General features: G+C 66.8%; 29 protein-coding genes and 1 pseudogene. 14 read left to right on the top strand and 16 right to left on the bottom strand.

The window, feature by feature from the left end; all coding sequences use genetic code 11:
* Nucleotides 1-58: 58 nt before the first annotated feature.
* The gene (locus tag ON38_RS28810) at nucleotides 59-691 is read right to left on the bottom strand and encodes a VOC family protein (RefSeq protein ID WP_039828228.1); all 633 of its coding nucleotides are present in this window, start codon (nucleotides 689-691) and stop codon (nucleotides 59-61) included.
* A gap of 600 nt (nucleotides 692-1,291) precedes the next feature.
* On the opposite strand from ON38_RS28810, the gene ON38_RS28805 reads away from it, so the two are divergent.
* Together ON38_RS28805 and ON38_RS28800 are read left to right on the top strand one after the other, a co-directional pair.
* On the top strand, nucleotides 1,292-1,819 hold the full coding sequence (locus tag ON38_RS28805) for a CAP family protein (RefSeq protein WP_157181969.1): 528 nt from the start codon (nucleotides 1,292-1,294) through the stop codon (nucleotides 1,817-1,819).
* A 46-nt stretch (nucleotides 1,820-1,865) separates the two neighbouring features.
* Nucleotides 1,866-2,138 (top strand): hypothetical protein, encoded by a 273-nt coding sequence (locus tag ON38_RS28800; RefSeq protein WP_039828227.1) that lies wholly within the window; start codon nucleotides 1,866-1,868, stop codon nucleotides 2,136-2,138.
* Between the two features lie 155 nt (nucleotides 2,139-2,293).
* Here the strand turns inward: ON38_RS28800 and ON38_RS28795 are convergent, their stop codons facing one another.
* The 3 genes from ON38_RS28795 to ON38_RS28785 form a co-directional block, all read right to left on the bottom strand.
* The gene (locus ON38_RS28795) at nucleotides 2,294-2,929 is read right to left on the bottom strand and encodes a recombinase family protein (RefSeq protein ID WP_306306704.1); all 636 of its coding nucleotides are present in this window, start codon (nucleotides 2,927-2,929) and stop codon (nucleotides 2,294-2,296) included.
* Between the two features lie 169 nt (nucleotides 2,930-3,098).
* Nucleotides 3,099-4,010 (bottom strand): hypothetical protein, encoded by a 912-nt coding sequence (locus ON38_RS36460; protein WP_157181968.1) that lies wholly within the window; start codon nucleotides 4,008-4,010, stop codon nucleotides 3,099-3,101.
* Nucleotides 4,007-4,531 (bottom strand): type VII secretion system-associated protein, encoded by a 525-nt coding sequence (locus ON38_RS28785; RefSeq protein ID WP_051165387.1) that lies wholly within the window; start codon nucleotides 4,529-4,531, stop codon nucleotides 4,007-4,009. The genes ON38_RS36460 and ON38_RS28785 overlap by 4 nt, the downstream gene beginning before the upstream one ends.
* 177 nt (nucleotides 4,532-4,708) lie before the next feature.
* On the opposite strand from ON38_RS28785, the gene ON38_RS28780 reads away from it, so the two are divergent.
* Genes ON38_RS28780 through ON38_RS28770 form a run of 3 tightly spaced genes read left to right on the top strand, consistent with a single transcriptional unit; the run spans nucleotide 4,709 to nucleotide 6,611 of the window.
* Nucleotides 4,709-5,086, top strand: coding sequence for an ArsR/SmtB family transcription factor (locus ON38_RS28780; protein ID WP_039828224.1), 378 nt, complete (start codon nucleotides 4,709-4,711; stop codon nucleotides 5,084-5,086).
* Nucleotides 5,083-6,180: an ACR3 family arsenite efflux transporter gene (gene arsB / locus ON38_RS28775; RefSeq protein ID WP_039828223.1), complete on the top strand. Its 1,098-nt coding sequence runs from the start codon at nucleotides 5,083-5,085 to the stop codon at nucleotides 6,178-6,180. The genes ON38_RS28780 and arsB overlap by 4 nt, the downstream gene beginning before the upstream one ends.
* Nucleotides 6,177-6,611 (top strand): arsenate reductase ArsC, encoded by a 435-nt coding sequence (locus ON38_RS28770; protein WP_039828222.1) that lies wholly within the window; start codon nucleotides 6,177-6,179, stop codon nucleotides 6,609-6,611. Before arsB ends, ON38_RS28770 begins: the two co-directional genes overlap by 4 nt.
* A 39-nt stretch (nucleotides 6,612-6,650) precedes the next feature.
* Here the strand turns inward: ON38_RS28770 and ON38_RS28765 are convergent, their stop codons facing one another.
* The 3 genes from ON38_RS28765 to ON38_RS28755 form a co-directional block, all read right to left on the bottom strand.
* Nucleotides 6,651-7,733 carry a flavin-containing monooxygenase gene (locus ON38_RS28765; RefSeq protein ID WP_039828221.1) on the bottom strand — a complete coding sequence of 361 codons (1,083 nt, stop codon included), beginning with the start codon at nucleotides 7,731-7,733 and terminating at the stop codon, nucleotides 6,651-6,653.
* Nucleotides 7,730-8,872 carry an MFS transporter gene (locus tag ON38_RS28760; protein WP_245564321.1) on the bottom strand — a complete coding sequence of 381 codons (1,143 nt, stop codon included), beginning with the start codon at nucleotides 8,870-8,872 and terminating at the stop codon, nucleotides 7,730-7,732. The genes ON38_RS28765 and ON38_RS28760 overlap by 4 nt, the downstream gene beginning before the upstream one ends.
* 94 nt (nucleotides 8,873-8,966) lie before the next feature.
* The gene (locus tag ON38_RS28755) at nucleotides 8,967-9,494 is read right to left on the bottom strand and encodes an ArsI/CadI family heavy metal resistance metalloenzyme (RefSeq protein WP_039828250.1); all 528 of its coding nucleotides are present in this window, start codon (nucleotides 9,492-9,494) and stop codon (nucleotides 8,967-8,969) included.
* Nucleotides 9,495-9,591: 97 nt separating this feature from the next.
* On the opposite strand from ON38_RS28755, the gene ON38_RS28750 reads away from it, so the two are divergent.
* Entirely contained in the window at nucleotides 9,592-9,951 is a 360-nt protein-coding gene (locus ON38_RS28750; protein ID WP_039828218.1) for an Rv2640c family ArsR-like transcriptional regulator, read from the top strand.
* A 253-nt stretch (nucleotides 9,952-10,204) separates the two neighbouring features.
* On the opposite strand, the gene ON38_RS28745 is transcribed toward ON38_RS28750, so the two are convergent.
* The 6 genes from ON38_RS28745 to ON38_RS28725 all read right to left on the bottom strand — a co-directional run bounded on the left by ON38_RS28745 (nucleotide 10,205) and on the right by ON38_RS28725 (nucleotide 15,966).
* On the bottom strand, nucleotides 10,205-11,095 hold the full coding sequence (locus ON38_RS28745; RefSeq protein WP_039828216.1) for a Vgb family protein: 891 nt from the start codon (nucleotides 11,093-11,095) through the stop codon (nucleotides 10,205-10,207).
* Between the two features lie 22 nt (nucleotides 11,096-11,117).
* Nucleotides 11,118-11,393: a hypothetical protein gene (locus tag ON38_RS37205; RefSeq protein WP_218000855.1), complete on the bottom strand. Its 276-nt coding sequence runs from the start codon at nucleotides 11,391-11,393 to the stop codon at nucleotides 11,118-11,120.
* 370 nt (nucleotides 11,394-11,763) lie between these two features.
* Nucleotides 11,764-12,276, bottom strand: coding sequence for a carboxymuconolactone decarboxylase family protein (locus ON38_RS28740; RefSeq protein WP_051165385.1), 513 nt, complete (start codon nucleotides 12,274-12,276; stop codon nucleotides 11,764-11,766).
* A 54-nt stretch (nucleotides 12,277-12,330) separates the two neighbouring features.
* Nucleotides 12,331-12,768 (bottom strand): DoxX family protein, encoded by a 438-nt coding sequence (locus ON38_RS28735; protein WP_039828215.1) that lies wholly within the window; start codon nucleotides 12,766-12,768, stop codon nucleotides 12,331-12,333.
* Nucleotides 12,769-12,811: 43 nt separating this feature from the next.
* Nucleotides 12,812-13,984, bottom strand: coding sequence for an EstA family serine hydrolase (locus ON38_RS28730; RefSeq protein ID WP_039828213.1), 1,173 nt, complete (start codon nucleotides 13,982-13,984; stop codon nucleotides 12,812-12,814).
* A gap of 491 nt (nucleotides 13,985-14,475) precedes the next feature.
* Nucleotides 14,476-15,966: a hypothetical protein gene (locus ON38_RS28725; RefSeq protein ID WP_051165383.1), complete on the bottom strand. Its 1,491-nt coding sequence runs from the start codon at nucleotides 15,964-15,966 to the stop codon at nucleotides 14,476-14,478.
* A gap of 103 nt (nucleotides 15,967-16,069) precedes the next feature.
* Between ON38_RS28725 and ON38_RS35700 the strand changes: the two genes are divergently transcribed.
* From ON38_RS35700 to ON38_RS28690, 7 genes and pseudogenes are all read left to right on the top strand, one after another.
* The gene (locus ON38_RS35700) at nucleotides 16,070-16,657 is read left to right on the top strand and encodes a TetR/AcrR family transcriptional regulator (RefSeq protein ID WP_039828212.1); all 588 of its coding nucleotides are present in this window, start codon (nucleotides 16,070-16,072) and stop codon (nucleotides 16,655-16,657) included.
* A 91-nt stretch (nucleotides 16,658-16,748) separates the two neighbouring features.
* The gene (locus tag ON38_RS28715) at nucleotides 16,749-17,675 is read left to right on the top strand and encodes a sigma-70 family RNA polymerase sigma factor (RefSeq protein ID WP_051165380.1); all 927 of its coding nucleotides are present in this window, start codon (nucleotides 16,749-16,751) and stop codon (nucleotides 17,673-17,675) included.
* A 59-nt stretch (nucleotides 17,676-17,734) separates the two neighbouring features.
* Complete coding sequence (locus tag ON38_RS28710; RefSeq protein ID WP_039828211.1) at nucleotides 17,735-18,079, top strand: hypothetical protein; 345 nt, start codon at nucleotides 17,735-17,737, stop codon at nucleotides 18,077-18,079.
* The gene (locus tag ON38_RS28705; RefSeq protein ID WP_039828209.1) at nucleotides 18,076-18,516 is read left to right on the top strand and encodes a MerR family transcriptional regulator; all 441 of its coding nucleotides are present in this window, start codon (nucleotides 18,076-18,078) and stop codon (nucleotides 18,514-18,516) included. Before ON38_RS28710 ends, ON38_RS28705 begins: the two co-directional genes overlap by 4 nt.
* 310 nt (nucleotides 18,517-18,826) lie before the next feature.
* Nucleotides 18,827-19,162 (top strand): YnfA family protein, encoded by a 336-nt coding sequence (locus ON38_RS28700; protein WP_039828208.1) that lies wholly within the window; start codon nucleotides 18,827-18,829, stop codon nucleotides 19,160-19,162.
* Nucleotides 19,163-19,544: 382 nt separating this feature from the next.
* Nucleotides 19,545-19,673: pseudogene (locus tag ON38_RS37700) on the top strand (transcriptional regulator); the annotation flags it as partial.
* A gap of 85 nt (nucleotides 19,674-19,758) precedes the next feature.
* On the top strand, nucleotides 19,759-20,118 hold the full coding sequence (locus ON38_RS28690) for an Rv2640c family ArsR-like transcriptional regulator (RefSeq protein ID WP_039828246.1): 360 nt from the start codon (nucleotides 19,759-19,761) through the stop codon (nucleotides 20,116-20,118).
* 66 nt (nucleotides 20,119-20,184) lie between these two features.
* On the opposite strand, the gene ON38_RS36450 is transcribed toward ON38_RS28690, so the two are convergent.
* Together ON38_RS36450 and ON38_RS28685 are read right to left on the bottom strand one after the other, a co-directional pair.
* Nucleotides 20,185-20,328 (bottom strand): hypothetical protein, encoded by a 144-nt coding sequence (locus ON38_RS36450; RefSeq protein WP_157181966.1) that lies wholly within the window; start codon nucleotides 20,326-20,328, stop codon nucleotides 20,185-20,187.
* 189 nt (nucleotides 20,329-20,517) lie between these two features.
* Entirely contained in the window at nucleotides 20,518-21,537 is a 1,020-nt protein-coding gene (locus ON38_RS28685; protein WP_051165378.1) for an alpha/beta fold hydrolase, read from the bottom strand.
* 99 nt (nucleotides 21,538-21,636) lie between these two features.
* On the opposite strand from ON38_RS28685, the gene ON38_RS28680 reads away from it, so the two are divergent.
* Entirely contained in the window at nucleotides 21,637-22,365 is a 729-nt protein-coding gene (locus ON38_RS28680; protein ID WP_039828206.1) for a TetR/AcrR family transcriptional regulator, read from the top strand.
* 463 nt (nucleotides 22,366-22,828) lie between these two features.
* Here ON38_RS28680 and ON38_RS37200 read toward each other — a convergent pair.
* Nucleotides 22,829-23,052: hypothetical protein (locus ON38_RS37200; protein ID WP_039828205.1), on the bottom strand; the 224-nt coding region annotated here is incomplete at its 5' end.

Raw genomic sequence — 23,052 nt, 5'->3', positions numbered from 1 at the left:
CCGCGGCGCCGAGAGCCTTTCCGCGCGCCGCTGCCGGCCGTCGCCGGCCCGGCCGCCCTCACCCGGCCGCGGACTCCCAGACGAATCCGTCCGGGTCGGTGAACGAACCAGCGGTGCCGGCGATGACGATACGGTGTGAACCGCTGCCGTCCGGGGAGACGCCGGCGTCCTTCGCCGCGGCGCGGCGTCCGTAGAGGGCAAGCTTCACCGGCGAGCCCGGGGTCGCGAACTCCACGTATTTGCTCCCGAAGCTCTTGGCCACCGTCAGGCCGCGTTCGACATAGAACCGCTTGGTGGCCTTGACGTCGTCGACCCCGAGCAGCAATACGACCTCGTCGATCTCGCGGGTGACCGGCCCGGTGTCCTTCTTCTTCGAGGTCGTTATCTTCCAGATCGCGCCGTCCGGTGCCCGGAGGACACCTCCGTAGCCCCAGAAGCTCTTCGCGGCGGGCTTCACAACGATGAACCCGGCGCCGAGCGCGCTGTCGACGAGACTGTCGACGTTTCCGGGTTGCGACACCACCAGGGAAAGGATGTAACCGCGGAATCCGTTCGTGGGGGTCTGCCCGACTCGGAAGCCCAGCTGATCGCCGAGGCCGAAGGCGGTGGCGTACGTGGCCCGGGCGGCCTCGAGGTCGGGCACCTCGAGGTGGACGGTGAGGGCGGTGGTGGTGTGTGTCGAAGCGTTCATGCTGTTCACGCTAATTCCGGTCCGGTCACCGATGCTTCTCGATTCCTGATCAGTGCGCTCGGGCGGACCTCCGGACAGCCCCACCGCGTTGCGCCATTCGAACTGCGCGCGCGGCGGCGCGAGCGCGGCTGGGGGTCGAGGCTCATCCGGGAGAAAGTCACGCCGAGCAGGCAGGCTGAAACCTGTTGTCGAGCTGGTGCTCTCACGTCGGCGTGATTGATGTGGGTGTGCCCTGTTCGACGCCGTCCGGGCAGCTCTCGCCGCCGACATCGGCCCGTCGGCGATCGCGCGGGCCTCGGAGTTCAGCCGCGACTACATCGCCGAGATCCGGGACGGCTAAGGTCCCAAAGGGGTCTGAGACAGCGCCGAGCTCGTGCTTATCGTTATGTCAGGGCTTGGGCGGGACATCACTGCCCAGCCGTTGCTGTACCGCCTTCGCGGGTTGCCTGCTGCCGGGGTCGAGTGCGTGTCGGGGGATTCGAGGAGCAGCGCAGCGAGTGCGGGTATGCTCACCTGATCTCGAAACGCTCACTGCCTGTGGGAGTTCCGAGGTCCGTGCGCTTTTCTCTGTTGGGTCCTGCTCTTTCTCGGGAGGTTGTGGTGCGTGTCGGTCGATTCGTATCGGTTGTTGCCGCGGTGATGCTCGTCGCGCTCGTCACCGGCGGGGGCCCTGCCGCCGGACAGAGCGATTACGCGCAGACCGGGCTCACTCTGCACAACCAGTACCGGGCCAAGCACGGCTCTCCGGCCATGACCCTGACCCAGGACCTGAACAGCCAGGCCCAGAAATGCGCGCAGTACTACGCCCAGAAGCGCACGATCGATCACACCTGCCCCTACAAGAACGGGGCCGGGGAGAACCTCGTCGGGGGAGCGGGCACCTGGGACGGTGTCTCCTTTGTCCAGATGGGCACGAAGATGTGGTACGACGAGGTCGAGAACTACGACTTCAACAACCCCGGGTTCAGCATGGCGACGGGTCATTTCACGCAGTTGGTGTGGAAGGCCAGCACTCGACTCGGTGTCGGGTACGCCTCGGAAGGCGGCTACACCGCCGCCGTCGCTCTCTACAACCCGGCCGGCAACGTAGAGGGGCAGTTCCCCCAGAACGTGGCACGTCCGCGCTGAGCCGGGCCTGTCCACGGCATCCTCCCGGCCATAGGGGACGCCGTCGGTGACCAACAAAACCGACACGCGCGCCACGCTCTACGACACCGATGATTGTCAGTTTGCGTACAGGAGCACGGTCGAGCCCGGCGATGACTTCTACAAGGGCGGCACGTTCTTCAAAGGCGTGATCTTCGGCGACACAACTGTCAACGACCGTGAGAAGCGTCCGGAGCGGAGAGTCCCGGTCGAGCCCGGCGGCGGGGTTCAAGACGACAGCCCCTCGGGAGACGAGGATCCCTGGGTAGACGACCGTCCCTCGGAAGGCGAAGTTGGCTGATCAGGGCTGAGCTGGACATCCGCCGCCGGTCGCTGGACCGGCGGCGGATGCGCCTGTGCCGGAGTCTCGCCGCCCCCACCCGTCGGGCCGAGGGGGTAGCGGGCGGGCTCAGACCGGCCCGAGATCCATACCGCCACGCCGCCGGTTGGTCGCGGTCAGTTCTTCGCGGTCAGTTCCGGAAGGTGCTTATAAAGCGTCGTCCGCGAGATCCCGAGCAGCCGCGCGATCGAGGACACCGACTCATCCGGCCGGGTGAGCAGCGCGCGGGCCTGGCGGACCTGTTCCTCGCTCATGGCCGGCGGCCTGCCGAGCCGCTGCCCGCGGGCCCGGGCCGCGGCGAGGCCTTCGTGGGTGCCGTCGACGATGAGCTCGCGGATGAATTCGGCCGGCGCGGCGAACACATGGAACACCAGCCGCCCGCCGGGGGTGGTGGTGTCGAGGGCTTCGTGCAGGGACCGGAACCCGATGCCGCGGCGGCGTAGGTCGGCCACGATCGAGATCAGGTCCTGCAAGGACCGGCCGAGCCGATCCAGGGAGGCGACGACGAGGGTGTCGCCGGCGCGCATATAGTCCAGGCACTTCGCGAGTTGCTCGCGCTCGATGTTCTTACCGGACTTCTTATCGGCGAAAACCTTCGTGCACCCGGCCGCCTTCAAGGCGCGGGTCTGGCGGTCCAGGTTCTGGTCCCGGGTGGAGACGCGGGCGTACCCGATCAGTGCTCCGCCGCCGCCGATCGGATCCAGGGCATCGCCGTCGAGGGCAAGCGGTTCGAGCGCATCGGTGTCCGTCACCCCTGAATCGTACATAAAAGGGCGATCCGGCATTGTTGAACGTGCGGATTTTACGACATGTTTTTTGAACAGTCGCCGATTAAGAGCGACCTGGGCGTTTCTGTCGACGTTCGAAGTCGACTGCGCTGGTGTTCGAAGACGTGCGCAACGGGATTGGGTCGTACGGGCGTCAGACTTGCGTGTTTGGTCGTTGTCTGGGTGCCTCGTATTTGCTCCAGGGTGACTTCGTCGGGTCACCGGATTCGTTCAGTTCCATTTCGGAACCGTGTCCGACGATGATGTCGCCATCCTGCTTGATCAAGCCTGGCCCCGGCTCTTCGCTGGTGTTGTAGCTGTAGACATGGGGCTTGTCGGTGGCATGTACATCGAAGCCTATTCCTGTCGACTGCAGCGATTCGGCGGACTCGCGCGCGGCCGAGCCTGCGGCGGGTGAACACGACATCTGGACCAGTTCGGCCGTGGGTGCGCCCTTGACGGCCTGTTTGAAATGCTCGTCTGCGGCAAGGATCGTCCCGTAGGTCTCTCCGTTGACTCGCATGGGCACCCATCTGCTCCATTTCGTGAACGGAATCTTCTTCTTGACCTGGACGTCGTATCCGTTCTGATGGGCGTGTGCCCGCGCGAATACCGTCTCTTCACCCCAAGGGGCTGGGAACGTCCTTCTGTAGACCCACTTCGGCTGCTCGCGCCCTCGACCCTTCGTGTATTGGTGGTACTCGTGGCTCGCGGATACATGTCCTTCACGAGTGAAAATCATCGGTTTCTTTACGTCTCTGAGCTTCGATGGGAATTGCACCCCGACAATCTTCTTGTCGTGGCTCAGGATCGGCACGCTGCGGACTTGGTCGGGCGTGAAGGTGTGAAGGAGTCCGGTGCGGCTCTGGCCGAAAAGGAGTGGTGTATCCGGGTCGACTCGACTTATCGCACGGGCTCCTGTTCCGTCGGCTGTGACGAGATTGTCGGATATTTTTCGGATATCGTTCGAGATTCCGTGCATGCTCTTTTGTAGTGCGCCGCCGGTGTTGGTGGCTGCTGTGCGAAGTCGGCCGGTTATTCGGGCGAGTTGAGCGGCAAGCGTCATTCGGCCAATAGCAGACTGCGGGTCAGTAGCCGGAACTGGGCGGGACTGCCTGGATTGAGCAGGATATCGGCGCCGGCGGGCACGATGTCGGGCAGCGCGGTGCCCTGCACTGGCCACCACCGGTCCGCCTCGACCCGGTGTTTGTGTAGTGCCGCGGTGGCGACCGCGACGCACGGTGCCCCGTCCGGAGCCGGTCCCACCAGTGGTTCGTTCTGGTTGTCGCATCCGATCTCCACCACGGCGCCACGCAGCGCCGCGATGATCTCTTCGCCGCCGATGTCGTCACCGTCGGCGCTGCGCCTCAGCACGGCATCGATGGGATCGGTCGGCAATGTCTCGTCGGCAGGGACGTAATGCGGATTGGGTTCGAATGGCCCCGCAACGCCATCTTTGCCGATCATCCAGCCACCGAGGATCACCCCGGACGGCGGCATCACCTCCGGTGCGGTTTCCTGCCAGCGCGGATCGACCAACACCAGCCAGTCGCCCCGTCGAACGGTGGTCGGGGTCGAGTCCCCCATGTTTCTCCCCTAGTGCCGATCAAGTCCGGTGCCGACAGCCAGCGCTTCCCAGTCTTTCATCAAGGTCCGAATGTACTGCCAATTTGGGGTATCAATTTATGGACGGATGAGATCTGGTGGGTCTGTTCACCGGACGTTCGTTTGCCTTATGGCATAGATAACTGTCAATATCGATTAATGTCTAAATCGCAGTTACCGGTGGAGCCGGTCGACGGATGCAGCCCGTCACCGCTGGAGCGGGAGCCGTTGGGCGCCGAGACGGCGGTGGAGTTGGCAACCGTGTTCAAGGCGCTGTCGGATCCGGTGCGGCTGCGGTTGCTGAGCTCGATCGCTTCGCGTGCTGGACAGGAGGCGTGCGTATGTGACCTGTCGGTGGGTATCGACCTGACTCAGCCGACGATCTCGCATCATCTGAAGGTGCTGCGTTCGGCTGGCCTGTTGACCAGTGAGCGCCGGGCGTCGTGGGTGTACTACCGGGTGGTGCCGGAGGCTTTGCAGCGGCTGGCCGATGTCCTGCAGACCGAGAGCGGTGCACCGTTCGAGGTGCGCGCATGACCGCCCCCGCCACCGAGTCCGGTGTGGTGGGCAAGCTGTCGACCCTCGACCGGTTCCTGCCGGTCTGGATCGGTGTGGCCATGGCGGCCGGTCTGCTGCTGGGCCGGGTGATCCCCGGGCTCGGCGACGGGTTGGCGGCGGTGGAGATCGACGGGATCTCGCTGCCGATCGCGATCGGGCTCCTGATCATGATGTACCCGGTGCTGGCCAAGGTCCGCTACGACCGCCTCGACACCGTCACCGGCGACCGTCGCCTGCTGGCCGGGTCACTGGCCTTGAACTGGCTGCTCGGCCCGGCACTGATGTTCGCCCTGGCCTGGCTGCTGCTCCCCGACTTGCCCGAGTACCGCACCGGCTTGATCATCGTCGGGCTCGCGCGCTGTATTGCGATGGTCATCATCTGGAACGACCTCGCCTGCGGGGACCGGGAAGCCGCCGCGGTACTGGTCGCGCTGAACTCGATCTTCCAGGTGATCATGTTCGCGGTCCTGGGCTGGTTCTACCTCTCCGTCCTCCCCGGATGGCTCGGCCTCGAACAAACCACGATCGAGGCATCCCCGTGGCAGATCGCGAAATCGGTGCTGATCTTCCTCGGCATCCCGCTGCTGGCCGGCTATCTCACCCGCCGGTTCGGGGAGCGGGCGAAGGGCCGCGACTGGTACGAAACGAAACTGATCCCGCGGATCGGGCCGTGGGCGCTCTACGGGCTGCTGTTCACCATCGTGGTGCTGTTCGCGCTGCAGGGTGACCGCATCACCTCCCAGCCCTTGGATGTGGTCCGGATCGCGGTGCCGCTGCTGGCGTATTTCGCGATCATGTGGGGTGGCGGCTACCTGCTGGGCGCGGTGATGGGTCTCGGGTACGAGCGCACGACCACGCTGGCGTTCACCGCGGCGGGCAACAACTTCGAACTCGCCATCGCGGTCGCGATCGCCACCTACGGCGCCACCTCCGGCCAAGCACTGGCCGGGGTCGTCGGCCCGCTGATCGAGGTCCCGGTGCTGGTCGCCCTGGTGTATGTGTCGCTGGCGCTGCGCAACCGATTCCGCACCACCACCGCCACCGATGTTTCTGTTGAAGGGGGTTCCCGCTGATGTCCAAGCCCAGTGTGTTGTTCGTGTGCGTGCACAATGCCGGCCGCTCCCAGATGGCCGCCGGGTTCCTCACCCATCTGGCCGGGGAGGCGATCGAGGTCCGCTCCGCTGGTAGCGCCCCCGCCGATCAGGTCAACCCGGTCGCGGTGGAGGCGATGGCCGAACTCGGTATCGATCTCACCGGTCAGGCCCCGAAGATCCTCACTCCCGATGCGGTGCAGGCCTCGACTGTGGTGATCACCATGGGCTGCGGCGACGCCTGCCCGTTCTTCCCCGGGGTCGGCTACCGCGACTGGGTCCTGCCCGACCCGGCCGGCCAGGGCCTGGAGGCGGTGCGCGCGATCCGTGACGAGATCCGGGACCGCGTCCAAGCGCTCATCGACGAACTGCTACCCGCGCGCGCACCTGATCTCGGTCTGCAATACCCGTGAGCTCCCGGCGAATCTGCTGTTTCGCCGGGAGCTCACCGGTTATCGGGCCTGGTCGACCGGTCGCGGCGCCGCGACCGCCGGGGCGAGGTGCCGGGCCAGCCAGGCCGCGTCCCGGCCCACCCCGCGCAGCGACGCCGAGGACGGGGTGCGCTGCCACTCCAAGCCCAGATACCCCAAACCCGGGTGAGTGGTGGAGATCCCGCGGTGATGCCGCGGCGCCCCGGTCTCGGACAGGGCCCCCGTCCTGGCCAGATACGGCAGATGCGGCCGGTACCCGGTGGCGAAGATGACCACATCGATCCGGGTGCGAGACCCGTCCGGCCACACCACCCCGTCGGCGTCGAAACCGGTGAACATGGCCCGCCGCGCCGGTTTCCCGGCCGCGACAGCGGCGCGGTAGCGGCCGTGATCGAGTACCGGCTGCGTGGGCGGATCGGTCACGAACCGGGCCAGCGGTGCGGCGTCGAACCCGGTGACGGTGAACCAGAAATGCACGTCGCGGCCCAGCGGACGCTGCGGGATGAACTTCACCGGCGCCCTACTGGCGAGCACTACCTCATCGGTGTGGTCGGCGAGCTCGGCGGCGATTTGCACCCCCGAATTCCCCGCGCCCACCACGACCATCCGCAGACCGGCGTACTCGCCCGGGGACCGGTAATCGCTGGCGTGCAGGATCTTCCCGCCGAACTCCTGCTGCCCGGGCAACACCGGGATGGACGGGGCGCCGAAGGACCCGGTGGCCGCGATCACCCGGGGCGCGGTGAACACCTGCCCGGTGCCGGTGGTGACGGTGAACCCGTCTTCCCCGGTGGTGACCGTCTGCACGGGGGTGCTGGTGTGGAGGTCGGCGTCCAGACCGGCGGCATAAGAGCGCAGGTAGTCGATGACTTCGTCGCGATGCGGATACCGGCCCGGGTCTCCCGGGAACCGGCGGCCGGGTAGGGCGCTGTAGGCGGCCGGGGAGAACAGGGTGAGGCTGTCGTAGTAGCGCGGCCACGATCCGGTCGCCTCCGGGCCGGCTTCCAGCACCGCGGTCCGCAGACCGTGGGCGGTGAGGTGGTGGGCGCCGGCCAGCCCGGACTGGCCGCCACCGATGACCAGCGCGTCGTATTCGTTTGTCACACGATCTCTTTCTGCGAATGAACACCGGTGGCGGCCGCGATCAGTGCCGAGGCCGCGGCGATACCGGCGAGGACGAGGTAGGCGTGGGCGTAGCTGCCGGTCCACGCCGACAACACCGTGCCCGCCCAGGGGGCCAGGGCGGACACGATCACCACCGGCGCGGACAACAATCCGTTGAGGCGCCCGTAATGGGTGGCGCCCCAGCGGTCGGTGACCGCGGTGGCCTGGATGAGGGTGAAGATCCCGCGCACCAATCCGGCACCGATCGACACCGTGATCAGCACGATCACCCCGGTGACCACCCCGAGTAGTGCGGTGGAAGCGGCGAGCGCGGCGATCACCACCACAGTGCGGGTCGTGACGCCGGTATGGCGGGCCAGCAGCGGATACCCGACCCGGCCCAGCACCTGCCCGGCGCCACCGAGACCGAGCGCCCACGCCGCCAGGGCGGGTGAGAGGCCTTGTTCCTGCATCAACGCGACCAGGTTGAAGATCCCGGCGAAACTCGCGAACGCCGCCAAACACAGCGTGATCACCAGCGCGGCGAACCGCGGACTACGCGGGATCCCGGAATGATCCGCCTGCGCCGCGGTCTCGGGGACCGGGGGATCCGGCCAGCCCACCCGTAATCCGATCCAGTGCACCGGGATCGTGAGTACCGCCAACGCGACGGCCAGGACGAGATAGGTGGTGCGCCAGCTGGTGTGGGCGTCCAGGGTCGCGGTGACCGGCGCGAACACTGTCGAGGCCAGCCCGCCGGCGAGGGTGAGGATCATCAGCGCCTGTACCCGATCGGTACCCCACCATCGGGTCAACGCCGCGAACGCCGGCGGATACAACACCGCCCCCATCGCCACACCCGCGGCCAACCAGCCGAGATAGAACACCACCAGGTTCGGGGCCGCCGCGATCACACCGAGTGCGGCCACTCCGAGCAGTGATCCGGCGGTCATGATCCGGCGCGGGCCGGTCCGGTCCAGCACCGCACCGACCGGGATCCCGGTGAGCGCGGTGGCGAGCTGGCCGAGGGAGAACGCGGCGGTGATCGCCGGCGCCGACCACCCGGTATCGCCGGTGATCGACACCGACAACACCGGAAACGCGTAGTAGAGAATCCCCCAACTCGATACCTGGGTCACACACAGCACCGCCAACACCCGGCGGCGCCCCGCCCGCGACAGCCCAGCTCCCGCCGCGGACGCGGTTTCCACACCGATCACGAAACCCGGGCCCTCACCTGGCGGAAGCGGCGGCGGCCGACGCGCAGCAGGTCACCCCGGACTCCGAACCCGCCTCGGCCTCAGCGTCGGGGGCGGCCTGGCCGGTGGTGCCGCAGCACGCCGACACCGCCTCTGCATCGTCCTTACCGGCGAACTTCGGCTCGCTACCGAAATGCTCGGTATCGGCCAGCACGGTGTAGACCTCCCATCGCTCGGCGCTCGGGCCACTCACCCACACCTTGTCCTGGGTGGCGAAGCAACAGGTCGTCGCGATCTGCTCCTCGGTGAACAGACCCGCCTCCGACAGCCGGGCGATCTCGGAGTGGACCTTTTCCGAGGACTCCACCTCCACCCCGAGGTGGTTGATGCTGCCGCCTTGGCCGGGGTTCTCGATCAGGACGAGTTTCAGTGGCGGGTTCTCGACCGCGAAGTTCGCATATCCGGGCTTGCGTTTGGCCGGGCCGGTCGCGAACAGCGTCGAGTAGAACTCGATCGCCTGCTCCAGATCATCGACGTTGAGTGCGAGCTGAACACGTGACATCATCACCACCACCTGTGAGACATATATCGAAGTACTGACGGTGGTCAGTCTGCCACCTTTTCGACATAAGTCAATATCTGCCGGTAGAGTAGTTCACATGCCCAAAGCGCTCCCCGTCATCGACATCACCGCCCCCGTCTGCTGCGCCCCCGTGGCCGCCGGACCGATCGACGACGACGCCGCCCTGGAAGTCGCGCTCCGGCTCAAAGCCCTCGCCGACCCCGTCCGGGTCAAACTCATGTCCCTGCTGCTGGCCGCCCCGGATACAGGCCGCACCGGCGGCGACCTCGCTGCCGCGGTCGGACTCTCCGAATCCACTGTCAGCCACCACCTCACACAGCTGCGCAAGGCCGGGTTCATCGACTCCGAACGCCACGGCATGAGCGTCACCCATCAAGTCCGCCGCGACGCCCTCGCCGCGCTCTGCGTCGTCCTCGACCCCAACTGCTGCCGCTGAACACCCCAGCCCACCGTTCACAAAAAAGGGGTATTCCTAGACGGTAGGTCGGTAGTAAACATCGCTGACCAGCGATTATCTCGTGGCTACTTGTTCAAGAAAGCATCGGTTGATGGACAATCGATCACTGTAAGTGCAGCCCGCCGGGAGTCAGTCCTGTCGCGCCTGTTCGGTAGGCGCACGCGTGGCTGCGTACTGCCTACCGTGGTTTCGGAAGCCGCCGAGCACGGCCCGCCTGTGGCAGTCGCCTGGGTCACGGCGCGACGTGGGCGACGGCTCCGATTTCCAGTGCCGTCCACACCGCGCCGTCGGGGCCCATGGTGATGCCGTGTGGTTCGGACGCCGGTGTGGGCAGATCATATTCGGTGATCTCGCCGGAGAAGCTGATTCGTCCGAGGCGGTTGGCTCCCCATTCGGTGAACCAGCACTCACCGGAGGCCGACGCGGTGATGGCGTGCGGTTTCGCCGCCGGGTCCGGCAACGGGAACAGGTTCATCATGCCATCGGGCTCGAGGCGGCCGATCCGGCCGGCGGTGATATCGACGAACCATACGGCGTCCGGACTGCACGTTATCCCTACCGGTGCGCCCGGATCGGGCAGTGGGTGCTGGGTGATGTTGCCGTCGAGGTCGATCCGTCCGATGGCGGCGGCTTGGTTGAGGGTGAACCACAGTGCGCCGTCGGGACCGCGGGTGATCATGGACGGGAATCCGCCCCGGACGGGGAGGTCGATGTGGGCGATCTGTCCGTCGGTGGTGATGCGGCCGATGCGGTCGGTGTTCATCTCGGTGAACCACATGGCCTCGTCCGGACCGGCGCAGATCCCGAACGGGCTGCTGCCCGCCGGCAGGCCGAACGCTGTCACGACACCATCGGTGGTGATACGCCCGATGTGGTCGTCACCGGATCGGGTGAACCATAAGGCGTCGTCCACGCCGGCGGCGATGACCGTCGGTCGGGATCCGGCGGCGCCGACCGAATACCGGTCGAGCACACCGTCGACGGTCAGGCGGGCGATTTCGCCGCTCTGCGCCAGCGTGATCCAGAGCGCGCCGTCGGCGCCCGTGGTGATGCCGTATGGGCCCGCCGCGGCGTCGGCCACCGGAAACTCCTGGACGAGGCGACTGTCGGCATTTTGTGTCATCGATGGCCCTTTCCCGGCTCGGTCATTCGGCAGCAGCGTCGACCCGGTGTACCAGGTCGACGATGATCGAGGCGAGTTCGGCGGGCCGGGTCATCGGCACGTTGTGTCCGGCGTCGATGCCGAGCGCCGTTGTCTCACGATCATCGAGCACGAGGCCGTCGATCACGCACAGCGCCCCCGAATCGACAACTCCGGCAGCTGCCGCCGCCGTTACGGCGTATCCACCAGTGGAATGCCCCACCAATACCGGCCGATCCCATCCCAGCGCGACTACCACCTCGCCGAGATCTCGCCACAAGCCGACACTGTGCCCATAGCAGCCGTCACCCCGCAACTCTTTAACAACTCAGGGACTTGGTTCTGATCTCGACTCTCGACACCACCTGATCGCGAATCTCGACATCGCCGGATCTTCCTGGTCGCCGATTCCGACGTCACCACAGCCAGTCGGCCCGGAAGGAGCCGAGAGTGAATCGACCAGCTGCGGAAGGTCGGCCGGGTACGGCCGGGAGGTCCCCACACTGCCTCGGCGGTCTCGAGATTCGCGATCATCGGCACCCGAGGTGGTGTCGGATTCGCCACCAAAAGATGTCGAAATCCACGCTCGGAGCCAGTCGGCTGTGGGCCCGGGCGGTTTCGCCCGGGCCCACAGCCGGTGGTGTGGCCGGTCAGGCCGAGACGGGGGTCCATTGTTCGGCCGGGGTCCGGCCGGGCAGGGGCTGTCCGATCAGGGCCAGGGGGACGAAGAAGTTCACCTGGCCGATGGCCATGGCGAGGGTGGCCAGGGCCTTGTCGTCGTAGTGCTCGGCGGCGAGGGCATAGAGTCCCTCGGGCACCCGTTCACCGTGCGCGGCCGGCTGCAGGACGGCTTCGACCAGAGCGAGTGCGACACGTTCGGCGTCGGTGAAGTAGGGGGCGTCGCGCCAGGTCGCGACCGCGGCGATCCGTTCCTCGGATTCGCCGGCGTTGCGCAGGTTGCCGGTGTGCAGGATGACGAGATAGGTGTTGCCGACGATCTGGCCGGCGCGCAACTGAACGAGGCCGATCGTGGTCCGGGGGATCGTCCCGTTGCCGGTGGCCTTGAACAGTGCGGCGCCGATCTCGCCGAGTTCGGGGACGAGCTGCTGGGGGTTGGGCAGCCGGGAGCCGTCGCGCTGTCCGGTGGTGATGTTCGCGGTCATGGTGTGGGTTTCCTTTTCTCTTCTTGTGGTGAATTGCTGGTGGATATTCGGGGGTCAGGCGTGCTGGGGCCGGGAGCCGCCGAGTGCGCGCAGGGTTGCGGTGGTGTATCCGCCTTGGGGTAGCCAGGCGCGGGCGGCGAAGGTGGCGGCGGCGAAGAACAGCGGCATCGCCCATTTGTCGGGGCCGTCGCCGGCGGCCATGTGTGAGGTGGCGGCGCCGCCGTAGACGAAGACCAGTCCGGCGTAGGCCCATTCCTTTGTTTGTGGGTGGCCGGGGGTCAGGATCGCGGCGAGTGCGGCGGTTTTCGCGACGCCGAGGATGGTGGCGAAGTACAGGGGGTAGCCGAGGTGGTCGAAGGAGTCGCGGACGTAGGAGATGCGGGCCAGGTCCCAGTAGGCGCCGACGGCGGTTTCGGCCAGGACGGCGGTGATGGGGACCCAGCGGGCGAGTTCGAGGCCGCGGGTGATCATCGAAGTGGTGCGAGTGGACATGGTCGTGTTGCTCCTGGAAGTGAGAGGGGTGGTCGCTGAAGGGTCAGGCGGCGCTCGCGAGACCGGTGGTGGTCGCGGTGCGGTGCAAGACGGCGGCGAGCCGGGCATTCTCGGGGGCGTTGAAGGCGAAGGCAGCGCGGCGGCGGGTGTAGCCGTAGGTCAGGCCGCTGTGCGGGTCGGCGAATCCGTCCGAGCCTGCGGAGCCGGTATGCCCGAAGGCGTGGGCGCCCAGGAAGGGATACAGCAGGGATTTGGCTTCGAAGCCCAGCGTGTAGGGGGCGCGGTCGCCGCGCACCAGGTCCGGACCGTGAGAGTGGATGGCGGAGATGGTGGCGATGGTGTCCAGTGACAGCAGCGGTTCTCGGCCGTCGATTCCGGTGGTGGCTGCCGCGTACATTGCTGCCACACCGTGCGCGCTGCCGACGCCGCCGGCCGAGCTCTGGCCGAGGCGGCGCAGTGTCGTGTTGTTGGGTAGTGCCATGACGTCGGCGGCGGTGAAGCCGCGGGCGTTGAGGTTGTAGGAGATACCCGCGACGCTGTGCGGGTTGGGTGAGTTCGCGGCGAAGACCGCTTCCATCTCCGGCGTGGCCTGCCAGGGAAGGATCGGCAGGTATCGGTGGTCGAGTTCGGCGGGCAGGCCGAGATAGACATCCAGCCCGTAGGGTGCGCGGATCCGCTGTTCGAACAGGCTCTGGATGGTGCTACCGGTGACCGCGCGCACTACCTCACCGACGATGGCGTAGGTGACGAACCCGCCGTATCCGTGCATCGAACCCGGTTCGAAGAAGGGCCGCTGCCCGACCAGGCGTTCGGCGATGACCTGTTCGTCGGCGAGTTCGGCGACGGTGAATCCCCCGTCGACACCGACGATCCCGGACCGGTGCACAAGCACATCCCGCACGGTGATGCGCTCCTTGCCCGCCGCGGCGAACCGTGGCCAGTAATGGGCGACCGGCCGGTCGACATCAAGAGCACCGTCTTGGATCAGCAGCGCCACCACCAGCCCCGCGGCACCCTTGGTCGTGGAATGCAGACCGGTCAGCGAGGTGCCCGAGACCTCCCGTCCGGCCCACAGGTCCACCACCTTCCTGCCTCGCACGAACGCGGCCAGCTGCGCACCCGATTGCCCGTCCTCCTCGGCGACGACAGCGGCGAACTCGGCACGCACCTGCTCGTATCCGTCGGCGACAATGCCGTGCACTTCGATCCCGTTCACAGTGTTGTTCCTTTCGGCAGCGGCTCGGATGGTTCACGCGGCGGGAGCACCCGGTTCCGGAAAGCCGCCGCGGTTGGTTCTGGAGCACTGACGGACCACGGCGGGAAAACGTGACCGCGACACGAGAAAAAGCAGGTAGAGCCCAGGAGAGACGATGGCGGAATGGTCGTTCCGTTGTGGTCGACCGACAGCCGGTCCCGGCGGGCGCGGACTACGGCGAGGGAAGCAATTGATGAAGACCTATCGGGTCACGTTTCCCGCCCCTGTTCGTCACTGGTACGGGACGAGGATCGAGCAGACACCGTGCGCGATGCTCGCTCACCGATGCCGACGACGCCGGTGCCGCAGGCGTGGCCGCGCCCTGCCCGCACGGTACCGGCGACGTCGGTTACCTCGGCGGTGGGCCGAGCACCTGCCCGGCCTACGTGATCACCAGCGAAATCCCACGCGACCTTCGGTGGAGCTCACTTCGAGTACGTAGCCAGGATCCGTTATTCGATGACGAGGACGGCCGAGGCATGGGCAGGGAGCGTGAGTCGACCACCTCGGACAGCGTGGGCTGTCGGTGTACCCGTGGGCGTCGAGGCGTCGACCGAGTACAGAGTCGACCGTTCGGTGCAGTCACCGACTTCCACTTTCACGGGCACGTTGCGCTTGTTCACCAGAACGACGCGTCGGCGCCCGTCGGTGCCGACGGTGGCCTGGGCATGGATGCGGGCATCGGGATAGCCGGGTGCGCCTGTTGTGGTGGGTACGAGCCGGTCACCGAGGTGGATGTGGTCGACCATGAGTTTGGTTGCGTGGTAACGGGCATTCGGTTCCCCGGTCTCCCAGTCGACCAGCGATACCCCTGGGATCATGCCTGGATAGCCGGTGAACTCGGCGACTCCGAAGAGGTCGATGTCGAGTGTGAGGCAGCGTGCCCACAGGTAGGTGTGGAAACTCGCGCTGAGCGCCCAGTACTCGTGCGGGAGGTCCGGCTGCGGGTTCATGATGTCGGAGGGATAGGTCCCGATCTCGTTGAGCAGCATCTTGGTGCCCGGCGACAGGCGCCGGGCGATCGATGAGATCAGGCGCACTTGTTCGAGGAATCCTTCGGCCTGGGCGAAGAACGTCGACTCCCACGTCGAGGCCGGTGGGTTGCCTTCCGGGCCGAACGGGTTGACGATGTCGGGGGAGGCGTAGAAGTGGATCGAGAACGCGTCGAGCGGGATACCGGGTGCGTGGTTCGCGGGGTCGAGGAAATACCAGAAATACTCTGGATTGTGGTGGACGTGACTCAGTGAGAGTCCGATGAACCGCATTTCCGGGTCGAGTGGGCGTAGGCGTTCGACGACCGCATCGTAGAGCCGCGTGTAGACCTCGGGGCTCAGTTGCCGGTTGAGGTCGGGTTCACACAGGACTTCCCAGTAGGCGAACCGGTAGCGGTGGCCGGACTCGTGCCACACCCCGTGTTCGTCATGGAATCCGCCTGCTATATACCAGCTGGCCAGGCGATAGAAGTAGTCGGCGACCTCGGCGAGGGTCTGGTCCCGAAAGACCGTGCCGGATTCGTAGTCCCAGTGGATCGCGTCGGGATCGTCTCCGAGGTCGACGTTCTCGCCGCCGATGAACATCCAGTGCGGGATGGTCGCGAAGTTCGCCGTGACGGGACGTCCTTCGGCCGCGGCGATGAAGTCCTCCACATACGGGTCCAGACGCGTGAAGTCCCATGAGGTCGTCGTCGCCGTGGGCGCCCGCAGCGCGGGCACCGAGACCAGCGGATTCGAGAACCAGGGCAGGAAGCGCGCGTAATCGACGCCCAGCTCGCGCAGCGCGGCGAAGGCGCGGTCATGGGCGGGAGCACCGCGCTCGATGGGCGGTGCCGCCCACAGGTGCGTCGTCAAGACCGTCCGGACCGGGCGGCCGGCGGAGGACCAGTCCGGCAGGACAGGGATTGCCGGAAACTGCGCCGGCGGGCTGAGCAGGGTGGTGTCGGTCATGGCTCCTTCTCGATCTGTACATACGTGCCGTACATTTGTGAAAAACATTTGTACAGTACGGGTGTGCGGAACGTTTGTACAACAGGCTGATAGGGTGGTGAGCATGGGGCAGAAGGAGCAGCTGCTGGCGGGCGCGCGCGCCTGCATCGTGGAACGTGGCTACGCGAACACCACAGCGCGCGATATCGCGAATGCATCAGGAGCGCATCTCGCCTCGATCGGATACCACTTCGGATCGAAAGACGCGCTGATGAACGCCGCGGTCCTCGAGATCATCGAGGAGTGGGGCGACCGCCTGACACACGCGGACACCCTCGGCGCCGGATCACCCGCGGATCGTCTCGAACGGTTCCTCGAAGGCATCCTCGCTGCCGGCACCGACGAACGGCGCGTCCTCGTCGCGAGCGTGCAGTCCTACGCCCAAGCGGAGTTCGTCCCGGAACTCCGCGAACAGCTCCGCCAGGTATACAACACCGCCCGCCGTGATATCGCTGCGCTCGTCCTCGGCATCGAGCGCGACACCGTGAGCACCGAGCAGGCAGAAACCGTCGGCTCCATCGCTCTCTCCCTGATCAACGGCGCGGTTCTGCAATGGCTGGTCGATCCCGCAGACTCTCGCGGCGCGAGCCGAATCGCCGCCGCCGTCTCCGCATTGGCACCCGAAACCAGCCCCGTGAACCCGCGGCCGTGAGACCGGTCACGCCGCAGCGAGTCCACGCCTGGGCGGTCACGTTTCCCGCCGCCCATCCGTCATCGGTACGGGACGAGATCGAGGAGGACCCGTGCACGACGACCAGTTCCTGGCCGAGGAATTCGAAGGCCACCGCACCCACCTACGGGCGGTCGCCTACCGGATGCTCGGCTCGCTCACCGAAGCCGACGACGCAGTACAAGAAGCGTGGCTGCGACTGGCCCGCACCGACACCAGCGACATCGGCAACCTCGGCGGCTGGCTGACCACCGTCGTCGGACGGGTCTGCCTGGACATGCTGCGCACCCGCAGAACCCGCAGCGAAGAACCACTGGAAGCCGAGCACCTACCCGACCCGGTCATCACCAGCGAATCCACCCCCGACCCCGAACACGAAGCACTGCTCGCCGACTCGGTAGGCCTCGCGCTACTGGTGGTGCTGGAATCGCTGAGCCCGGCCGAACGACTCGCCTTCGTCCTGCACGACATGTTCGCCCTGCCGTATGAGCAGATCGCACTCATCGTCGACCGCACCCCCCAGACCGCCAAGAAACTGGCCAGCCAGGCCCGGCGCCGAGTCCAGGGGGCAACCCCGGATCCGAATCCGGACCCGACCGGTCGGCGCCGCGTCGTCGACGCCTTCCTCACCGCCGCCCGCGGCGGCGCCTTCGACGAACTCCTGCGCATCCTCGACCCCGACGTGGTGCTACGCGCCGATTCCGGCGCGGCGATGCGCGTCATCCGCGGCGCCACCGCCGTCGCCGGCCAGGCCGAGACATTCCAGCGCATGGTCACCCTCTGCACCCTCCACCCCGCCCTCGTCAACGGCCACGCAGGACTGGTCAACACCATCGACGACGCCCCCTTCTCCGTCATCGGCTTCACCGTCGCCGGCGAGCGCATCACCGCGATCGACATCCTTTCCGATCGCGACCGCCTCGCCCACCTCGACCTGGCCGCCGTACTCGGATGGACGAGCCAGAACTTGAGCAAGCCAGCAGGCGTTGGGTCGGCCTGACCGGGCGCCGGCGGTTCAGGGTTGCATCCTGTACCGGGGTACAGGCTTACCGTCGAGGTATGACGACCTCTTCAGTGCCCGGGGACTGGGTACCGGATGCGTGCACGCTGCCCACCGTGGAGCAGCCGATCCGGACCGCCGAGTTCGACCGGTTGTTCACCGACTCCGCCCGCGATATCCGCCGGCCGGGTCCGGAGCGGCTGGAACTCGTGCTCGCCCGTGACACCGAATCGGTGGCCCGGGACCTGGCCGCGCGGGAATCGAGCTGCTGCTCGTTCTTCACCTTCGACTTCGCCTCCACGGCCGAGGGCACGGTGATGAGTGTGGGTGTCCCCGCCGCCTACACCGAGGTTCTCGATGCCTTCGCCGCCCGGGCGCAGGCCGGGATCGGCGGTGCGCGGTGAGCGGTCTACGGACCAGCGAGCTCGCGGCAGCGGCCGGGGTGAACGCCCAGACCCTGCGCTACTACGAACGCCGCGGCCTGCTGGCCGAGCCGGACCGCACGCTGGGCGGGCACCGCCAATATCCAGAGCAGGCGGTGACGGTGCTGCGGGTGATCAAAGCCGCCCAGCGCCTCGGGTTCACCCTCGACGAAGTGGCCGACCTCCTCGCGGCAACCCAGCTCGGTCGAGGGAGTCCCGAGGCCGGGTTGCAGGCCCGCGCCACGGCGAAACTGGCCGAGGTCGACGCCAAGCTCGCCGAGCTCACCGCGGTGCGCGAGACCTTGCGTGCCGCGCTGGCCGCGGGATGCGACGACCTGCTGGTCTGTAGCGAGTCCCCGTGCTGCCCGGTGCCGTTCGATCCCGCACGCACCGGTGAGGCGGGCCGCTGTGGCTGCTGAATCGAGAACCGCGCGCCGCCGGTGGGCGTCGATCGGCGCCGGCGCGATGTTGTCCTGGCCTGCTGCCTGGCCCCGCTGCTCTTCGCGGCCGGCGCTCTCGGCGGCGGCACGCTGCCGATCTCGGCGGCCTGACTGGAACCGGTCGGCCTGGGCCTCCTCGTCCTCGGAATCGCCGGACTGCTGTGGGCCGGGCCCCGCGCCCGCCGCTCCCGCTGCACCGCCACCGACCACACCGATGAACCCTGTACGGCCACCGGCTGCGGATGCGCGACCACCGGCTCCTTAAACCGGACATTTAGGCTCTCCGGCCATGACCGTCGTGCGCTCGATCCTGCTGTTCGTCCTCGCCGCACTCGCCGAAATCGGCGGCGCTTGGCTGGTCTGGCAAGGCGTACGCGAACACCGCGGCTGGGCCTGGATCGGCGCCGGCGTCATCGCCCTGGGCATCTACGGCTTCGTCGCCACCCTGCAGCCCGACGCCAACTTCGGCCGCATCCTCGCCGCCTACGGCGGCGTCTTCGTCGCCGGATCCCTGCTCTGGGGCATGGCCCTCGACGGCTTCCGGCCCGACCGCTGGGACGTCACCGGCGCGATCATCTGCCTGGTCGGCGTCGCGGTCATCATGTACGCCCCACGCGGCGCCTGAAGCAGAACAAAACCAGTTCCGCGCCCTCATGTTCTACTCTTTGCCTCGGCACGGCCCCGGCGACCAGTCCACCCGCCGAACCATGCTTCCCCGTCCGAGGCTTCGCCCTGCTGACCAATTCGGAGTGTGGATGTGACCGAGATCGACCCGAGAGTGTCGGCTTTGAACGCCTCGATCGAGGTACGGCCGAGTCGCTACGTATCCGACCGACCACACATCGCGGCAGCCGCCGCGCACGGCCGAGTCCAGCGGGAATTCATGCGTGAGCACCAGCCCGAGGGCGGCCGGTGGAACGCGCCCTGCCTCGGCGAGCACGACTCCCCGACTCCGTGGCCGTGCGCGAGCATGCAGAACTTCGACGACCCTCTCGCTTACATGGACTGAGCCGGGGTTGCTGACCAGCGAGCGCCGGGCCTCCTGGGTGTACTACCGGGTCGTGCCGGAGGCGTTGCAGCAGGCCTCGGAGGCGCTGCTGCTGGAAAGCGGCGCGGCCGCCGAGGTGCCCGCGTGAGCGCCTAGACATATATCGAAGTATTGGCGGCGCCCAGTTTGCCACCTTTTCGACATATGTCAACATTGTCGGTAGGATGGGTTTCATGCCCAAAGCGCTGCCCGTGATCGATATGACCGCCCCGGTCTGCTGCCCGCCCGTGGCCGCCGGCCCGGTCGACGACGAGGCGGCTCTGCACGTCGCGCTCCGGCTGAAAGCGCTGGCCGATCCGGTCCGGGTCAAACTCATGTCACTGCTGCTGGCCGACCCGGAAACCGGCTGCAACGGCGGCGAACTCGCCGACGCGGTCGGGCTCTCCGAATCCACGGTCAGTCACCACCTCGGCCAACTCCGCAAAGCCGGGCTCGTGAACTCCGAACGCCAGGGCATGAATGTCATCCACCGCGCCCACCGCGACGCCCTCGCCGCGCTCTGCCTCGTCCTCGACCCCAACTGCTGCCGCTGACGCCACGGCACCTCCGGTCATCGCGAAAGTCGAAACGGGGTCCGGCCAGGCGTGCACTTCAGATGTTCATCGCGGTGAATGACCGTTGTAGGCGTCCAGGGTATTGCCCGGCGCGGCGGCCGTGATCAGCACCGCCGGCCCCAGCGCCGCGCCGATCTGCTGGGTGGTGTTCATCGATCCCGCCGCCGCGCCCGCATCCTCACCGGCCATGCCGGTGGTGACCGGGGTGTCGGCCGTCCGGTGCCGATGCTGAACACCAGCGCCGGGCCGAGGATCCCGGCCATATAACTGCTGCTGGGGTGCAGCTGGGCCTGTCACACGGAGCCGGCCGCCGCCACCAGAGCGGTTGTTGTCGTCTCGTCACACTGTGCGAGGCGCGATCGCGAGATGTTGGCCGGCCTATGAGTGTTGGGAGTTGTTCGGGTCGGGGGTGAGTGTCGGGCGGACGTGAGCGAGTAGCAGGTCGAGGAAGCGGTCGGGTCGGCGAAAGGCGGCGAAATGGCTTGCACCCTCGATGAGTGCGAACTTCTTGACCGGGGCAGTGACGTCGTCGAAGAACGCCTTGGCCGATTCCGGAGGGGTGATGATGTCTCGCTCGCCTTGGAAGAGGAAGAACGGGGTCGCGAGCGTGGTGCCCTCGGCCCATTCGTCGATCGCGACCGATTGGGGTGCGAGGCATTCGGAGAAGCTCATCGCCTTCAGGTAGGTGCCGACCTCACCGAGAGAGTGCAAGGGCGAGGTCAACACCGAGCCCATCACAACTTTCTTGACGGTGTCGAAGGTGAGCGGATCGGAGCTGACTGTGTACTTGTTGTACTGCGACCAGTCCTTGGTGGTCCATGTCGATCGGTCCGCTCCCATGGCGGTGACAGCGGCGAGGTCCTTGTACTTGCGGGACTGTTCGAGGCGGTCGAGCAAGCCCAGGTAGGCGGTGTGGTCGCGGCCGCCGGCGTTGATGTTCTGGTCGGTGCCGACATAGGCGGAGAACAGCTCCGGGTGGCGGCGGGCGAGGCGCAGCGCGACGAACGAGCCGAAAGAACACCCGACCAGCACGACCTTGTCGACGCCGAGCCGGGCCTGCGCATAGGCCGCGACCTCCAGGGCATCGTGTTCGAGCTGCCGCAGACTCATCTCCCCCTGGCCGTCCGGGCCGGTATGGCCGAAGGTTTTTCCGGCGCCTCGCATATCCCAGCGCACCACGGTGAAGTGATGTTCCCAGTTTCGGGTGCGCGTGGCGTAGATGAGGTTGGAAGCGCCGGGTCCGCCGTGGAGTTCGAGTAGGACCGGATTGCCGCGGCGCTCCCCGCGAATCGAGATCCACTGGCAGATACCGCCGATCTGCACGAATCCGGCTTCGTCGATGCCGTCCGCCGCGGCGATGCGCAGGCGCTGGGAGTGCTTCGTGCCCGGAATCCGCATGATTACCCCTTAAACTGTTTATGCCGCAAACTGCAGTGTTTAAGGTATAAACGAGCGAGCCTTCTGTCAACTCGATCCCAGGAAAGAGGACCTCCGGCCATGCCCCGCCGTGCCGAGAACAAGCCCCGTGACCTGCGCACTGCTGCCGCACTACTGTGGGGCGAACCCGACGGCCCCGTGCGCGGGCCCAAGCCCGGCCTCACCATCGCCGGCATCACCACTGCCGCAGTCGCCTGCGCCGATGCCGATGGCCTGGATGCGGTGTCGATGAACAAGGTGGGTGCCGCGTTCGGCGTTTCCGGTATGGCCCTCTACCGCCACATCCCCGGCAAGACAGAACTCGTCGAATTGATGGTCGAAGCCGTCCTCACCCCCGGCCCCAGGCTGCCCGCCCCCGATATGGATTGGCGTACCCGACTACTGGCCTGGGCACGTCAGCTGCTGACCATCTACTCCACGCATCCGTGGCTGCTCACCGCAACCACCATGCGCCGCCAGCTCCTGGGCCCGAACCAACTCCAATGGATGGACGCAGCTCTGGAGGTGCTGGAATCGACGGGCCTGCAGGCCGGCGAACGCCATCAGGTATTCCTGCTCATCGCCGGACACGTCCGCAACCTCGCTCAGCAGCACACCGATTTCGACGCCGACCACGCCCGTGAATGGCAGCAGCTCACCAGCGAACTCGTCGACCGCCACGCCGAACGCTTCCCCGCACTGGTGCGAACGCTCACCGGCGCCGATCGCCAGATCGACTCACTCACCTTCGGTCTCGACCGCATCTTCGACGGAGTCCAAACCCTCATCGACTCCTCCGACGGCCAGTAGCTGCTGCACCACCACCTCGGCCCCGCTCTCCGCCGCGTCCGTTGAGAATCCGCCCGCTTGCCTCCGCATCGGACTTCGGCACCGCTCCGACGAACCCGATCGGGAAGGATGTGAACGAAGATCGGGCCACACTGAACAGGAGCGCAAGTGACATTGCCGTTGACGAGCAGGTTGCGCGAAATAGTCGACCGTATCCTGGAGATTCCCGGCCGTTTGGGGCCTGAAGCGGTCGGCGCCGCATGTTCGATCGTATTGCACGAGGTCGCTTGCGCGAATCCGCAAGTACGGGAATACCGGGGACAATCGAACGACGAACCCGTTCACCTCCGTCACTTTCCGCGGACCGGCGACACCGTCGAATCGCCAGGGCGCGGTCGTCCTCGAGATACGGAGCGATGCTCGACTCACCAGGGCCTTGTTGCGTGATTGCTTCGAATTACGGCTGGAGCATGTGGAGATCGATTCACATGTCCCGCCCGATGGGGTCGTTTCCTTCCGGGAACAACACCGCGGTCGAGCGCTGATGCTGGATTTCGATATCGAATCCGGAATGCTCCGAATGGCTTCTGTGCACGAATCCACCGAATTCCGCACCGATAATCGTGTCCGACAGCGGGGCGATCGAGGTCATGAAACAGGGGGCCAAGCAGATCGCAAATGGGTTCCAGAAGTTCAGTGGGCCCGCCG

It is taken from the genome of Nocardia testacea NBRC 100365, from assembly GCF_000308775.1.
GTDB classification, from domain to species: domain Bacteria; phylum Actinomycetota; class Actinomycetes; order Mycobacteriales; family Mycobacteriaceae; genus Nocardia; species Nocardia testacea.
Note: the sequence above shows the minus strand (reverse complement) of the source record. Positions and strands in the feature narration are given on the sequence as shown.

What these genes read in the sequence shown, in the direction of transcription:
- ON38_RS28725 (WP_051165383.1), bottom strand. Translation starts at nt 15,966, where the DNA reads ATGACCGACACCACCCTGCTCAGCCCGCCGGCGCAGTTTCCGGCAATC.
- ON38_RS28700 (WP_039828208.1), top strand. Translation starts at nt 18,827, where the DNA reads ATGACCGTCGTGCGCTCGATCCTGCTGTTCGTCCTCGCCGCACTCGCC.
- ON38_RS28750 (WP_039828218.1), top strand. Translation starts at nt 9,592, where the DNA reads ATGCCCAAAGCGCTCCCCGTCATCGACATCACCGCCCCCGTCTGCTGC.
- ON38_RS28785 (WP_051165387.1), bottom strand. Translation starts at nt 4,531, where the DNA reads ATGGGGGACTCGACCCCGACCACCGTTCGACGGGGCGACTGGCTGGTG.
- ON38_RS28810 (WP_039828228.1), bottom strand. Translation starts at nt 691, where the DNA reads ATGAACGCTTCGACACACACCACCACCGCCCTCACCGTCCACCTCGAG.
- ON38_RS28735 (WP_039828215.1), bottom strand. Translation starts at nt 12,768, where the DNA reads ATGTCCACTCGCACCACTTCGATGATCACCCGCGGCCTCGAACTCGCC.
- ON38_RS28680 (WP_039828206.1), top strand. Translation starts at nt 21,637, where the DNA reads ATGCCCCGCCGTGCCGAGAACAAGCCCCGTGACCTGCGCACTGCTGCC.
- ON38_RS35700 (WP_039828212.1), top strand. Translation starts at nt 16,070, where the DNA reads ATGGGGCAGAAGGAGCAGCTGCTGGCGGGCGCGCGCGCCTGCATCGTG.
- ON38_RS28690 (WP_039828246.1), top strand. Translation starts at nt 19,759, where the DNA reads ATGCCCAAAGCGCTGCCCGTGATCGATATGACCGCCCCGGTCTGCTGC.
- ON38_RS36450 (WP_157181966.1), bottom strand. Translation starts at nt 20,328, where the DNA reads ATGGCCGGTGAGGATGCGGGCGCGGCGGCGGGATCGATGAACACCACC.
- ON38_RS28685 (WP_051165378.1), bottom strand. Translation starts at nt 21,537, where the DNA reads ATGCGGATTCCGGGCACGAAGCACTCCCAGCGCCTGCGCATCGCCGCG.
- ON38_RS28740 (WP_051165385.1), bottom strand. Translation starts at nt 12,276, where the DNA reads ATGACCGCGAACATCACCACCGGACAGCGCGACGGCTCCCGGCTGCCC.
- ON38_RS28710 (WP_039828211.1), top strand. Translation starts at nt 17,735, where the DNA reads ATGACGACCTCTTCAGTGCCCGGGGACTGGGTACCGGATGCGTGCACG.
- ON38_RS28745 (WP_039828216.1), bottom strand. Translation starts at nt 11,095, where the DNA reads ATGACACAAAATGCCGACAGTCGCCTCGTCCAGGAGTTTCCGGTGGCC.
- arsB (WP_039828223.1), top strand. Translation starts at nt 5,083, where the DNA reads ATGACCGCCCCCGCCACCGAGTCCGGTGTGGTGGGCAAGCTGTCGACC.
- ON38_RS28780 (WP_039828224.1), top strand. Translation starts at nt 4,709, where the DNA reads ATGTCTAAATCGCAGTTACCGGTGGAGCCGGTCGACGGATGCAGCCCG.
- ON38_RS36460 (WP_157181968.1), bottom strand. Translation starts at nt 4,010, where the DNA reads ATGACGCTTGCCGCTCAACTCGCCCGAATAACCGGCCGACTTCGCACA.
- ON38_RS28755 (WP_039828250.1), bottom strand. Translation starts at nt 9,494, where the DNA reads ATGTCACGTGTTCAGCTCGCACTCAACGTCGATGATCTGGAGCAGGCG.